This window comes from Pseudomonas sp. NPDC089395 (genome assembly GCF_044749525.1).
Taxonomy (GTDB): domain Bacteria; phylum Pseudomonadota; class Gammaproteobacteria; order Pseudomonadales; family Pseudomonadaceae; genus Aquipseudomonas.
In genome coordinates this window covers 737299-750342 of record NZ_JBIVID010000002.1, presented here as the reverse complement: position 1 = coordinate 750342, position 13044 = coordinate 737299, and the positions used below count along the sequence as shown (strand labels likewise).

At 61.9% G+C, this 13044-nt stretch carries 11 protein-coding genes; 9 read left to right on the top strand and 2 right to left on the bottom strand.

Annotation, left to right across the window (positions count from 1 at the left end):
* The first annotated feature begins 421 nt into the window (after positions 1-421).
* The 3 genes from ACIPZG_RS08440 to cydB all read left to right on the top strand — a co-directional run bounded on the left by ACIPZG_RS08440 (position 422) and on the right by cydB (position 5268).
* Entirely contained in the window at positions 422-2746 is a 2325-nt protein-coding gene (locus ACIPZG_RS08440) for an FdhF/YdeP family oxidoreductase (RefSeq protein WP_400712188.1), read from the top strand.
* 99 nt (positions 2747-2845) lie between these two features.
* Positions 2846-4237, top strand: coding sequence for a cytochrome ubiquinol oxidase subunit I (locus tag ACIPZG_RS08435; RefSeq protein ID WP_400712185.1), 1392 nt, complete (start codon positions 2846-2848; stop codon positions 4235-4237).
* Between the two features lie 14 nt (positions 4238-4251).
* Positions 4252-5268, top strand: a complete 1017-nt coding sequence (gene cydB, locus ACIPZG_RS08430) for a cytochrome d ubiquinol oxidase subunit II (RefSeq protein WP_400712182.1) — start codon at positions 4252-4254, stop codon at positions 5266-5268.
* 54 nt (positions 5269-5322) lie between these two features.
* Here the strand turns inward: cydB and ACIPZG_RS08425 are convergent, their stop codons facing one another.
* Positions 5323-6111 carry a formate/nitrite transporter family protein gene (locus ACIPZG_RS08425; RefSeq protein ID WP_400712179.1) on the bottom strand — a complete coding sequence of 263 codons (789 nt, stop codon included), beginning with the start codon at positions 6109-6111 and terminating at the stop codon, positions 5323-5325.
* Positions 6112-6469: 358 nt separating this feature from the next.
* On the opposite strand from ACIPZG_RS08425, the gene ACIPZG_RS08420 reads away from it, so the two are divergent.
* The gene (locus ACIPZG_RS08420; protein WP_400712176.1) at positions 6470-6628 is read left to right on the top strand and encodes a DUF2474 domain-containing protein; all 159 of its coding nucleotides are present in this window, start codon (positions 6470-6472) and stop codon (positions 6626-6628) included.
* 63 nt (positions 6629-6691) lie between these two features.
* On the opposite strand, the gene glaH is transcribed toward ACIPZG_RS08420, so the two are convergent.
* On the bottom strand, positions 6692-7678 hold the full coding sequence (gene glaH, locus ACIPZG_RS08415) for a glutarate dioxygenase GlaH (RefSeq protein WP_400712173.1): 987 nt from the start codon (positions 7676-7678) through the stop codon (positions 6692-6694).
* 165 nt (positions 7679-7843) lie between these two features.
* On the opposite strand from glaH, the gene csiR reads away from it, so the two are divergent.
* The 5 genes from csiR (at position 7844) to ACIPZG_RS08390 (ending at position 12945) form a co-directional block, all read left to right on the top strand.
* A complete protein-coding gene (gene csiR, locus ACIPZG_RS08410; protein WP_081502543.1) occupies positions 7844-8536 on the top strand; it encodes a DNA-binding transcriptional regulator CsiR in 693 nt (230 codons plus the stop codon).
* Between the two features lie 192 nt (positions 8537-8728).
* Positions 8729-9283, top strand: a complete 555-nt coding sequence (locus ACIPZG_RS08405) for a helix-turn-helix domain-containing protein (protein WP_043273668.1) — start codon at positions 8729-8731, stop codon at positions 9281-9283.
* 27 nt (positions 9284-9310) lie between these two features.
* The gene (locus ACIPZG_RS08400) at positions 9311-10657 is read left to right on the top strand and encodes a glutamine synthetase family protein (protein ID WP_400712170.1); all 1347 of its coding nucleotides are present in this window, start codon (positions 9311-9313) and stop codon (positions 10655-10657) included.
* Positions 10658-10744: 87 nt separating this feature from the next.
* Complete coding sequence (locus ACIPZG_RS08395; protein WP_400639874.1) at positions 10745-11518, top strand: gamma-glutamyl-gamma-aminobutyrate hydrolase family protein; 774 nt, start codon at positions 10745-10747, stop codon at positions 11516-11518.
* Positions 11519-11586: 68 nt separating this feature from the next.
* Positions 11587-12945, top strand: coding sequence for an aspartate aminotransferase family protein (locus tag ACIPZG_RS08390; RefSeq protein ID WP_400712167.1), 1359 nt, complete (start codon positions 11587-11589; stop codon positions 12943-12945).
* The last annotated feature ends 99 nt before the right edge of the window (positions 12946-13044 follow it).

Here is a 13044-nt window from a genome sequence, read left to right as displayed (position 1 = left end):
GGCTTCGATGGCAGACAGCTTGAACTGCTTGGAATACTTGGTCATGTAAAACACCCCGGTGTTGGATGGGTGTCCAACATCCGGGGCGCAGTTCAAATCTCTGTAGGAGCGGCCTTGTGTCGCGAAAGGGCTGCAAAGCAGCCCCAGAATTCAACGCCAGACCCATCAAAAAGTTCAGGCACGGCAACAGTCTATTAATTAAAAGCCATCAACGTCCAATCATAATAAATGACCGGTTGATCGGTATGCTCTATCACGACCCCATGATAGAAATCACCGATCAACTGGTCATTTCTTTTGATTTGACGATAGTGCGCCGCAAAAATAGCCTGCACGGGTCAACAGTGTCGAAGTTAGTTGTTCAAACCCAATAAAACTTCGCACTGATTATTCCGCCTGTCGCGATCAAGGGTGACCCGTGATGAACGAAGAAGACCATATTAAAAGTTACAACGGACCGGCCGCCGGTTGGGGCGCGCTCATGGGCGTGACCAAGGCCTGGCTGGGCAGTGAGAACGCCGTCAAGAACGTGCGCATGATGCTCAAGACCAACCAGAACAACGGTTTCGACTGCCCGGGCTGCGCCTGGGGCGAGTCGCCCGAAAACGGCATGGTCAAGTTCTGCGAGAACGGCGCCAAGGCGGTGAACTGGGAAGCCACCGGCCGCTCGGTCGATCCGGACTTCTTCGCCCGCTACAGCGTCAGCGCCTTGCGCGAACAGAGCGACTACTGGCTCGAATACCAGGGCCGCCTGACCCACCCCATGCGTTACGACGCCACCACCGACCACTACGTCGAGATCAGCTGGGACGAAGCCTTCGCCCTGATCGCCCGGCACCTGAATAGCCTCGAATCGCCCGACCAGGCCGACTTCTACACCTCGGGCCGGGCCAGCAACGAGGCCGCGTTCCTCTATCAGCTGTTCGTGCGCAGCTTCGGCACCAACAACTTCCCCGATTGCTCGAACATGTGCCACGAGGCCAGCGGCCTGGGCATGGGCGAAACCCTGGGGGTGGGCAAGGGCACCGTGGTGTTCCACGACCTGGAGCAGGCCGACGCGATCTTCGTCATCGGCCAGAACCCCGGCACCAACCACCCGCGCATGCTCGAACCGCTGCGTGAGGCGGTGGAGCGCGGTGCCCAGGTGGTGTGCTTCAACCCGCTCAAAGAGCGTGGCCTGGAGCGCTTCCAGCACCCGCAGCACCCGTTCGAGATGCTCAGCAACGGTTCCGAGCCGACCAACACCGCCTACTTCCGCCCGGCACTGGGCGGCGACATGGCGGCCTTTCGCGGCATGGCCAAGTTCCTCCTGCAGTGGGAGCGCGAAGCCCAGGCCAACGGCATGCCACCGGTGTTCGACCATGCCTTCATCAAGGCCCATACCGACGGCATGGACGCCTACCTGGCGCAGGTCGATGCCACCTCCTGGGGGCACATCGTCGAGCAGTCCGGCCTGAGCAAGGCCGACATCGAACTGGCCGCCCGCATGTACCGCAAGGCCGAGCGGGTGATCATGTGCTGGGCCATGGGCGTGACCCAGCACCGCCACTCGGTGCCGACCGTGCAGGAGATCGTCAACCTGCAACTGCTGCGCGGCAACGTCGGCCGCCCGGGCGCCGGCCTGTCGCCAGTGCGCGGCCACAGCAACGTGCAGGGCGACCGCACCATGGGCATCGACGAAAAGCCGCCGACCTGGCTGCTCGACAACCTGCAGCGGCGCTTCGGCATCGACGTGCCACGCGGCCACGGGCACAACGCCGTGCTGGCGATCCAGGCCATGGAAGAACAGCGCACCAAGGTGTTCATTGCCCTGGGCGGCAACTTCGCCCAGGCCACGCCGGACACCCCGCGTACCCATGCGGCGCTGCGCAACTGCGAACTGACCGTGCATATCTCCACCAAGCTCAACCGCTCGCACCTGGTCACCGGCCGCGACGCGCTGATCCTGCCGTGCCTGGGCCGCACCGAGATCGATGTGCAAGCCGAAGGCCCGCAGGGTGTCACCGTAGAAGACACCTTCAGCATGGTGCACATCTCCCATGGCCAGCTGAAACCGCGTTCGCCGCTGCTGCGCTCGGAACCCTCGATCATTGCCGGCATGGCCAAGGCCACCCTGGGCGACCAGCCGATCGACTGGGAATGGGTGGTGGCCGATTACGCGCGCATCCGTGACCTGATCGCCGACACCATCCCCGGCTTCACTGACTTCAATGCGCGTCTGCAGCACCCCGGTGGTTTCTACCTGGGCAACGCCGCCGCCGAGCGCGAGTGGAACACGGCCAGCGGCAAGGCGCAGTTCAGCGCCACAGCGTTGCCAGAGGAACTGGTCAACCAAGCGGTGCTGGCCCGTGGCGACAAACCCGACCTGATCCTGCAGACCCTGCGCTCGCACGACCAGTACAACACCACCCTGTACGGCCTGGACGACCGCTACCGTGGCGTGTTCGGCCTGCGTGAAGTGGTCTTTGCCAACGAGGCCGACATCCTGCGCCTGGGCTTCGCGCCCGGTGACAAGGTGGACATGGTGTCGTTGTGGGAAGACGGTCTTGAGCGGCGGGTCAGTGGCTTCACCCTGGTGGCCTACGACATTCCCGCTGGCCAGGCGGCCGCCTACTACCCGGAGACCAACCCGCTGGTGCCCCTGGAAAGCTACGGCGACCAGACCTTCACACCGACCTCGAAGTTCGTCGCCATACGCCTTGAGCGCGCGCAGCCGGATGCCCTGATCCACGCTGTCGCCGAATAACCCTCACTTTCCTTCATCCATCGACTGCAGGCACTCGGGCGTGCGGCGCCTGTTTGGCCGCCGCCCGGGCGAGACCTGCCTGTCCACAAGGATATTGTCATGTCGAATCTGAGTGCACTGGACCTGGCGCGGCTGCAATTCGCCTTCACGGTCTCGTTCCACATCATTTTCCCGGCCATCACCATTGGCCTGGCCAGCTTCCTGGCCGTGCTCGAAGGCTGCTGGCTGAAAACCGGTAACGGGGTCTACAAGGACCTCTACAAATTCTGGTCGAAGATCTTCGCCGTCAACTTCGGCATGGGCGTGGTCTCGGGCCTGGTGATGGCTTACGAGTTCGGCACCAACTGGGCGCGCTTCTCCGATTTCGCCGGCAGCGTGACCGGCCCGTTGCTCACCTACGAGGTGCTGACCGCGTTCTTCCTCGAAGCGGGCTTCCTCGGTGTGATGCTGTTTGGCTGGGACCGGGTAGGGCGCAAGCTGCACTTCTTCGCCACGGTCATGGTGGCCATCGGCACGCTGATCTCGATGTTCTGGATTCTCTCCTCGAACAGCTGGATGCAGACGCCGCAGGGCATCGAGATCATCGATGGCCGGGTGATGCCGCTGGACTGGTTCAAGATCGTCTTCAACCCGTCGTTCCCCTATCGCCTGGCGCACATGGCACTGGCGGCGTTCCTGTCCACCGCGTTCTTCGTCGCAGCGTCCGCCGCCTGGCACCTGCTGCGTGGCCGCAACACCCCGCAGGTGCGCAAGATGCTGTCGATGGCCATGTGGATGGTGCTCATCGCCACGCCCGTGCAGGTGGTGGTCGGTGACGCCCACGGCCTGAACACCCTGGAGCACCAGCCGGCGAAGATCGCCGCCATCGAAGGGCACTGGGAGAACACGCCGGGCGAGGCCTCGCCACTGGTGCTGTTCGGGCTGCCGGACATGGACGCGGAAACCACCCGCTACAACATCGAGGTGCCGTACCTGGGCAGCCTGATCCTGACCCACAGCCTGGACAAGCAGATCCCGGCCTTGAAGAGCTTCGCCAAGGAAGACCGCCCCAACTCGACGATCATCTTCTGGAGCTTCCGGGTCATGGCCGGGCTGGGCATGCTGATGCTGGCCTGCGCGTTGCTGGCCCTGGCGCTGCGCCGCAACGGCGCGCTGTACCGCACCCGCGCCTTCCTCTGGTTCGCCTTGCTGATGGGCCCATCGGGGCTGATCGCCCTGCTGGCCGGCTGGTTCACCACGGAAGTGGGCCGTCAGCCCTGGGTGGTCTACGGGATGCTGCGCACCACCGATGCTGCATCTGGCCACAGCGCGCTGCAGATGAGCCTGACCCTGGCAGCGTTCGTGGTCATCTACTTCTCGGTGTTCACCGTGGGGATCGGCTACATGATGCGCCTGGTGCGCAAGGGGCCGTCGGCCCACGACGATCACCCGACCCCGGCACAACCGGTTTCGCTGGCCACTGCGCGTCGCCCACTGGCCGTGGCTGACTGAGAAGGAGCATGACAATGGCAATTCAAGGTATCGACCTGTCGGTCATCTGGGGCGTGATCATCGCCTTCGGGCTGATGATGTACGTGATCATGGACGGCTTCGACCTGGGGCTGGGGATCCTCTTCCCGTTCATCAGCGACTCCCGTGATCGTGATGTGATGATGAACACCGTGGCGCCCGTGTGGGACGGCAACGAGACCTGGGCGGTACTCGGTGCGGCGGCGTTGTACGGCGCCTTCCCGCTGGCCTACTCGGTGATTCTCGAGGCGCTGTACCTGCCGCTGGTGCTGGTGCTGGCCGGGTTGATCTTCCGTGGCGTGGCCTTCGAGTTCCGCTTCAAGGCCCAAGCGAGCAAGCGTCATCTGTGGGACAAGGCGTTCATCGGCGGCTCATTGCTGGCGACCTTCTTCCAGGGCGTGGCGATCGGCACCTATATTTCCGGTATCCCGGTAGTAGACCGCCAGTTCGCAGGCTCGGGCTGGGACTGGCTGGCGCCGTTCCCACTGTTCTGCGGTGTCGGCCTGGTGCTGACCTATGCGCTGCTGGGCAGCACCTGGCTGCTGATCAAGACCGACGGCATGCTCGAATCGCGCATGCGCCACTACAGCCGGCCGCTGACCTACCTGCTGGCTGCGGTGATCGTGGTGATCTGCGCCTGGACGGCCTGGCTGCATGACGACATCGCCCAGCGCTGGTTCGGCGCCAGCCATTGGCTGCGCTCGGCACTGATCGCGCTGCTGGCCGTGGTGGCGGTGGTGGTGATCCAGAAGACCTTGCGCAAGCGCCATTCGCACTTGCCGTTCATTGCCGTGGTGGGCTTGGTGTTCCTGGGTTACCTGGGGCTGGCGATCAGCATCTGGCCGAACATCGTGCCGCCAGGGGTGTCCTTGTGGCAGGCCGCTGCGCCGCTGACCAGCCAGTTGTTTGCCTTGATCGGGGCGCTGTTCATCATCCCGATCATCCTGGTGTACACGTTCTGGAGCTACCACGTGTTCCGCGGCAAGGTGCAGCCGGGGGATGCCTATCACTGAGGGCCTTTCAGGCCCTATCGCCGGCAAGCCAGGGCGAAGCCCTGGCCTGCATCCTCACTGGGTGGCGCTCGTTTCCGCTGCCGGAGCACCATACGACACGTAATACGCCAACCCCACGAAAATCGCACCCCCCACGGCATTACCCAAGAACACCGCCAGCAGGTTATCCAGCAACTGCCACCCGCTCAGGTACCCGGCAAAGATCGCCGCCGGAATCAGGAACATGTTGGCCACCACGTGCTGAAAGCCGATCGCGACAAAGGCCATGATCGGGAACCAGATACCCAGGATCTTGCCGCTCATTTCCCGGCTGGCGTACGACAGCCACACCGCCAGGCACACCAGCCAGTTGCAGCCGATACCCGACACGAAGGCATGCAGGAAGTCGGCGTCGACCTTGCTGGTGGCGCCCGCCAGGGTCTTGCTCAGGTACGGCCCTTCGGTCAGCCCGAGCAGATGGCCGAAAAAGTAGGCGACGAACAAGGCACCGAGCAGGTTGGCCAAGGTCACCCATGCCCAGTTGCGCACCACCGCCCGGAGGCGGATACGCCCGGCGAACATCGCCAGCGGCAGGCTCATCATGTTGCCCGTGAGCAGCTCGCCACCGGCCAGGATCACCAGGATCAGACCGATGGGAAACACCGCGGCGGCCAGCAGGTTGCCGAACGAGGCCCAGGGCGCCGGGATCATCGTGCTGACGTGGATCGCCAGAAGAAAGCCCAGCGAAATGAACGCTCCGGCCAGAAAGCCCAGGATCAAGGTGGCGCGGATTGGCAGGTGAGCTTTTCGAGTGCCGGCTTCGATGGCCAGCTCGGTGATCCGGGAGGGGGTATTGACAGACATTTCAACAACTCGAACGCAAGGACGACGGTTACGCCGTTGGGAGGATTAACAAAAGCAGGGAGTGAGACAGGCTGCGGTTCAATTCAGGGAAGGGGAAAAACCTACTTCGAAGAGCGCGGCACGGTATATGAGGCAATTTGACGCAGTCAAATCGATAGGGCGAATGGGTTGATAGGTGCCATCGATGAACAGGTAAAAGCTAACTGAAGCTGAGGGTGAATCATGAACGGTAGGGTAGATATTCAAGCCGGTGAAACGGCAAGACCCGTTTTCAGGGGTGTTGCACAGTTTGGGCTGATGCTCGTAGTGGGCGCAGGAGGACTGCTGTTGGCTGCACGGCTGATGATGCAGGTGGCCTATGGGTGAGGGTATGGAATGTCGCAGCAGTGGTGGCGCTTCTCGGTTTCAGCGCGTGGCGTGGTTGATCGCTATCTGGGTCGCCAGCGTCATTGCGCTGGGCGTCGTCGCGGGTGCTTTGCGTCTCATGATGGCATGGGCGGGCATGACCCCTCATTGAGAAGCGAAAAGCACGCTGCGGTGGATGGCCTCGAGTTACCAGCCCTCGAGGCCATCATGACCCTCAGTTGGAGGTCTGGCCGCGGTGGTGTTCCATTTTCGGGAAGCTGAAGTAGCCACGCTGGCGCATCAGTTCGCGACGCAGGCCAGGGTGAGCGACGAAACGGTCACGGCCATGCAGCCAGAACAGGTTGTTGATCAGCAGGAACGAGCCGACCGCTACCGGAATCGAGACCTTGCTCACGCTGTTTTCCAACGACTCGCCCAGCTGGAACAGCCAGGTGCCTTCCTCGAAGTTGTCCGGCTGCACGAACTGGTCGATGTAGCGCATGGTCGGGCGGCCAACCGAGTCGGTGTCGAACACGGCGTGGAACACGTCCTCGCGGGTGTTCTTGCTCGGTGGGGCGGTCCAGCGCATCACGCGGCGGGCCAGCGGGTGCTTGTAGAAGGTGTCCAGGTCGGCCCAGTCGTCCAGGTGCTGCAGCAGCGAATTGCCGCCCTCCATGTTCTGCTCGTCGATCTTCATCATCAGCACGTAGTCGGTGATCTGGTTCACGAAGGTGCCGTCGTTGTGCAGTTCCATCACCCGGTGTGGCTGGCGCAGGTAGCTGTCGGAGTTGTCGACGTTCTCGACCACGAAGCGCGCATAGAACTGGCCACTCATGGCATCGAAGTTCGAACGGCCAAGCAGGTGGGCCACAGCGGTGGAGAGTTTCACCATGTCGTCAGCCTGGGCGACGGTGTCCAGCCCCTCGGGCACTACCAGCAGGCCGCCGGTGCTGCGGTCGAGCAGGGTATTGACGATGACCGGGCGCAGGGTGCCCTGGCAGATGTCGTCGAGGATCTTGCCTACCTGGAAGCGCAGGAACGACTTGTACTCCAGCGCCTGCACCGGCCACTCGGCGACCGCAGCGACGAAGGCCTCGACGGTTTCCTTGGTGAAGCGCAGCTCCAGCAGGCGGTCGGACTGTGGCGTCGATTGCAGGGTGAAGCCTTGCAGCAGGGCAGGCTGCTCAAGGACGGGCATATCGAATTGGGTGATGGCGTTCATGGCGACTCCTGGAATCAACTGGTCAAGTGATGGCGCCAAAATATCGCTGAAATTTAAAAATGTCTACATTTTATGAAAACGTAACCATTAAATCTTTTTGTTAACGTTCTGCGTTGCCGGGTGGAGTTCGGTATGATGGGTCCGCCTTGCAAGAGAACCCGCTGGATGGACCTGACAGATCTCGCTGAAACCACATCCGATGCCGCCTATTCGCGCTTGAAGACCGACATTCTCCGCGGCCTGTACCGGCCCGGTGAAAAGCTGCTGATGAGCGCCTTGAAAGACCGCTATGCCGTCGGCGTGGGGCCGATGCGCGAGGTCTTGGCGCGTCTTGTGGGTGAGCGGCTGGTCAGCGCCATCAACCAGAAGGGCTACCGGGTGGCGACCATGTCGCTGGACGAGATGGTCGATGTCTATAAAGCCCGGGCGCACCTTGAGGCGTTGATCGTGGGGCTGGCGGTAGAGAAGGGCGATGAAGCCTGGGAGGCGTCCATCGTGGCGTCGTCGCACACGCTGTCGAAGGTGGTCGAGCTGCACACCCCGCAGGAAATGGTCGATGTCTGGGATGCCCGGCACAAGGCGTTCCATAACGCCATCGCCAGTGGTTGCGGCTCCAAGAGCCTGCTGCAGGCGCGTGCTTTTCTCCAGGACCAGGCTGAGCGCTACCGCCAGATCTGGCTCAAGCGCACGGTATTGTCCGAGGAAGCGTTGCGGCTCAAGCGCGAAGAGCATGCCGAACTGGTCACCACCATCCTGGGGCGAGATGCCGTCAAGGCCAGCAAGATGATGCTGGAGCACTTGATGACACCGGTCCCCATCATCACCCGCATCATCGAGCGCGAAGCCGACATCCTCTAGCGTTGCCTTCCCTTTCAGGCGTGAGCCTTCACGCCGGACCTTCCGTTTGAATCAAACCTCATGACCGTGGCGAACTCTGGATCTCATCCAGCGTTCGCCACGGCGTACGCGCATGCCTCGCTTGACTCGTGAAATTTTTCATGTATTTTTTCATGAAAAATAAGTCCAATATTTTCACGGTGGTGCTGGGCGATGACGATGCACGAAGAGGTTGAAGCGCTGGCGATCCTTATTCACGACCTGCGCAAATTCAAGAACCTGACGCTGGGCGAACTGGCTGAACGCATCGACCGTTCGGTTGGATTCCTGTCCCAGGTCGAACGGGGTGTTTCGCGCCCCACCGTGGCAGACCTGACCGCCATCAGCGAAACACTCGGTGTTTCGACGGCGTACTTCTACAACCTGAGCAAGCCGCGCGAAGTCAATTGGGTGACTCGTCCCCATGAGCGGCGCACGTTGTACCTGGGCTCGGGCATTACCGATGTGCTGGCCTCACCCACCATCGCTGGCGCCTTCTCGATGCTCGACAGCCGTCTTGAGCCCGGTGCGACCAGTGGCGAACAGTACCTGAGCGACCGTTCCGAGCAGGGCTGTTTCGTGCTCGAGGGCGAACTGACGGTCTGGCTCGACGAAGGCGACGCCGTGACCCTCAAGGCCAACGACAGCTTCCAGCTGCAACCCCACGCGCATTTCCGTTACGCCAACCTGACGGAAAAGCTCACCCGCGTGCTCTGGGTTTTCAATTGAATTCGTTCACATAACAAGGATAAGAAGATGAGTGTCATCTTTCCGGATCTGTTGACTGAAGTACGCGCTTTCCGAGCGGAACACCCAGAAGTGCGCTATGTCGACCTGATTGCACTGGATATTCCCGGGCATTTCTATGGCAAGCGCTACCCCATGGACATGCTGGAGAAAGTCGCAGCGGGCACCCCGCTGAAGTTGCCGCAGAACTGCGTATTGCTGGGCACCCAGGGTGGCCTCTACCCGATTGGTGACTATTGCTTTGCCGACGGTGACCCGGATGCACCTCGGCGCCTGGTGCCGGGTACGTTGAAACCGGTGCGTTGGGAAAAGGAAGTGATCGCGCAGATGCTGATTACCTCGGACGGCACCGCAAACCCTATCGAGTTCGAACCCCGCGAAGTGCTGGCGCGTGTGGTTGAGCGCCTCGCCCGGCGTGGCATTCGCCCGGTGGTGGCCTTCGAGCTGGAGTTCTACCTGTTCGACCGCAAGCTCAAGGACGGCCTGCCGCAGTTCCCCCGCGACACCGCGACCGAGGATGAAGACGACCAGCCGAACATGCACATCGAACGGCTGTCGCGGTTCTCGTCCGTGCTGCACGAGATGGTCGATGTCGCCAATGAGCAGGGTGTACCGGCGAACGTCATTACCGCCGAACTTGGCCCTGGCCAGTTCGAAATCAACTTCTCCCACAGTGACGACCCGCTGAGCGCGGCGGACTGGTCGGCGCTGTTCTGCCGGAGTACCCGCGGTGTCGCGATGAAACATGGCCACCGCGCCAGCTTCATGAGCAAGCCCTACCTGGACGCGCCGGGCAGCGGGATGCATGTGCACGTGAGCCTGTACGACGAAGCCGGCAACAACATCCTGGCCGGCCATGAGCAGCGCAACCTGCGCCATGCGGTGGCGGGTTGCCTGGAGCTGCTGCCCCATTGCATGCCGATCTTCGCCCCCAACCACAATGCCTATCGCCGCTACGGCGCCATGGTCAACGCGGCGAGCCGTGCGAGCTGGGGCTTCGAAGACCGTGATGCGTGCATTCGCATTCCCGAGTCCGACCCACGCAACCTGCGGATCGAACACCGCCTCGCCGGCGCCGATGCCAACCCGTACCTGGTCCTGGCGGCGATCCTGACCGGGATGGAGTTTGGCCTGGACCGCGGCGTCGAGCCTATCGCCCCGCTGAACGACGACCGCCAGAGCGGCATCGATTTCCCCAAGGACGCCTTGAGTGCAGTGGCCGCCATGCGCCAGCACCCGATGGTCAACGAGGGGCTGGGCAGTGAGTTCGTGATGGTCTATTGCGAAAACAAACGCCAGGAGCAACTGGATTTCCTGAATGAAATCAATGCGCGCGAGTATCGCTGGTTCTTGTAAGGACCGAGCGTCAAGTCGTTGCGCTGCACCCTCTACCCACAAGTTTGATTCTTACTCGCAACAGTGATTTGCCGGAGGATGAGAGATATGCCACGTGTGCCAGTTATCGGCATCACCGCATGCACCAGCATGATTGAAGAGCATGCGACCCAGAAAATCAGTGAGAAGTACGCACGCGCTGCGGCCAATGCGGCGTGTGGATTGCCTATCGTGATTCCCAGTCTCGCTGAACTGATGGATACCGCCGACATAATTGACACGGTGGATGGGCTGATCTTCACCGGCTCGCCGTCCAATATCGAACCGTTCCACTACAACGGCCCGGCCAGTGCACCCGGCACCCATCACGACCCGCTGCGTGATGCCACCACCTTGCCGCTGATGCGTGCAGCCATCGCCGCGGGTGTTCCAGTGCTTGGCATTTGCCGTGGCTTCCAGGAGATGAATGTGGCGCTGGGGGGCACCTTGCACCAGAGCGTGCATGAAACCGGCTCGTTCATGGACCACCGAGAAGGCAAGGATGAGCCCGTCTCCAAGCAATACGGCCCGCGCCACAAGATGCATATCCAGCGCGGCGGCTTGATGGACCGCATGGGGATTCCATCGGTCATCGACGTCAATTCCATACATGGCCAGGGCATCGATGTGCTGGCGCCTGGGCTCAGGGTGGAAGCCATAGCACCTGATGGTCTGGTGGAAGCGATCTCGGTTCAAGGCAGCAAGGGTTTTGCCCTGGCCGTTCAATGGCACCCGGAGTTCGAGGTCATGGACAACCCCCATTACCTGACGATCTTCCAGTCCTTTGGTAAAGCATGCCGACAACGCTCGGTACTGCGCCAGTTGATGTTGAAATCGGCCTGAATGACAGCCGACCACGAATCCAAAAGTTTCCCCGCAGTTCAACTGCGTTATTTGATGGAGAGAAGTCAATGAGTGAAAAGAATTCGCAGACCCTGGCCTGGCAAGCGATGAGCCGTGACCATCACTTGGCACCGTTCAGCGACGTCAAGCAACTGGCCGAAAAAGGCCCCCGCATCATCACCTCGGCCAAGGGGGTGTACCTGTGGGACAGCGAAGGCAACAAGATCCTCGATGGCATGGCTGGCCTGTGGTGCGTGGCCGTCGGCTATGGCCGTGACGAGTTGGCCGAAGTGGCCAGCAAGCAGATGAAGGAACTGCCGTACTACAACCTGTTCTTCCAGACCGCCCACCCGCCGGCGCTGGAACTGGCCAAGGCGATTTCCGACGTGGCGCCTGAAGGCATGAACCATGTGTTCTTCACCGGCTCCGGCTCCGAAGGCAACGACACCGTGCTGCGCATGGTTCGCCATTACTGGGCCATCAAGGGCAAGAAGGACAAGAAGGTCATCATTGGCCGCATCAACGGCTACCACGGTTCCACCGTGGCCGGTGCGGGCCTGGGCGGCATGAGCGGCATGCACGAGCAGGGCGGCCAGCTCCCGGACATCGTGCACATTGCGCAGCCGTACTGGTTCGGCGAAGGCGGCGACATGACCGAGGCCGAGTTTGGCGTGTGGGCGGCTCAGCAGTTGGAAGAGAAGATCCTGCAGGTCGGCGTGGACAATGTCGCGGCGTTCATCGCCGAACCGATCCAGGGCGCCGGCGGCGTGATCATCCCGCCGCAGACCTACTGGCCGAAGGTCAAGGAAATCCTGGCCAAGTACGACATCCTGTTCGTGGCTGACGAAGTGATCTGCGGCTTCGGCCGTACCGGCGAATGGTTCGGTACCGACTACTACGACCTCAAGCCCGACCTGATGACCATCGCCAAGGGCCTCACCTCCGGCTACATCCCCATGGGCGGCGTGATCGTGCGTGACACCGTGGCCAAGGTAATCAGCGAAGGCGGTGACTTCAACCACGGCTTCACCTACTCCGGTCACCCGGTGGCGGCGGCGGTGGGTCTGGAAAACCTGCGTATCCTGCGCGAGGAGAAGATCATCGAGCAGGTTCGCGAAACAACCGCGCCCTATCTGCAACAGCGCCTGCGCGAGCTGGCCGACCACCCGCTGGTGGGTGAAGTACGCGGCCTGGGCATGCTGGGCGCGATCGAACTGGTGAAGGACAAGGCCACCCGGGCGCGTTACGAAGGCAAGGGCGTCGGCATGATCTGCCGCCAGCACTGCTTCGACAACGGCCTGATCATGCGCGCCGTGGGTGACACCATGATCATCGCGCCGCCACTGGTCATCAGCATCGAAGAGATCGACGAACTGGTGGAAAAGGCCCGCAAGTGCCTGGACCTGACCTACCAGGCTATCCAATAAGGCCATGGCACTTCGGCAGGGGCGCAGCGCCCTGCCGGAGTGCTCGTTTCACCGCCAGGCGCAAGTCCTGGCGCCCATCGCGTCATGCGCTTGATTTGT

Excerpts from the sequence above, each read along its gene's own strand:
- ACIPZG_RS08420 (WP_400712176.1), top strand. The coding sequence starts at position 6,470 with ATGGGTGAGGGTATGGAATGTCGCAGCAGTGGTGGCGCTTCTCGGTTT.
- ACIPZG_RS08440 (WP_400712188.1), top strand. The coding sequence starts at position 422 with ATGAACGAAGAAGACCATATTAAAAGTTACAACGGACCGGCCGCCGGT.
- ACIPZG_RS08435 (WP_400712185.1), top strand. The coding sequence starts at position 2,846 with ATGTCGAATCTGAGTGCACTGGACCTGGCGCGGCTGCAATTCGCCTTC.
- ACIPZG_RS08395 (WP_400639874.1), top strand. The coding sequence starts at position 10,745 with ATGCCACGTGTGCCAGTTATCGGCATCACCGCATGCACCAGCATGATT.
- ACIPZG_RS08400 (WP_400712170.1), top strand. The coding sequence starts at position 9,311 with ATGAGTGTCATCTTTCCGGATCTGTTGACTGAAGTACGCGCTTTCCGA.
- cydB (WP_400712182.1), top strand. The coding sequence starts at position 4,252 with ATGGCAATTCAAGGTATCGACCTGTCGGTCATCTGGGGCGTGATCATC.
- csiR (WP_081502543.1), top strand. The coding sequence starts at position 7,844 with ATGGACCTGACAGATCTCGCTGAAACCACATCCGATGCCGCCTATTCG.
- ACIPZG_RS08390 (WP_400712167.1), top strand. The coding sequence starts at position 11,587 with ATGAGTGAAAAGAATTCGCAGACCCTGGCCTGGCAAGCGATGAGCCGT.
- glaH (WP_400712173.1), bottom strand. The coding sequence starts at position 7,678 with ATGAACGCCATCACCCAATTCGATATGCCCGTCCTTGAGCAGCCTGCC.
- ACIPZG_RS08405 (WP_043273668.1), top strand. The coding sequence starts at position 8,729 with ATGACGATGCACGAAGAGGTTGAAGCGCTGGCGATCCTTATTCACGAC.
- ACIPZG_RS08425 (WP_400712179.1), bottom strand. The coding sequence starts at position 6,111 with ATGTCTGTCAATACCCCCTCCCGGATCACCGAGCTGGCCATCGAAGCC.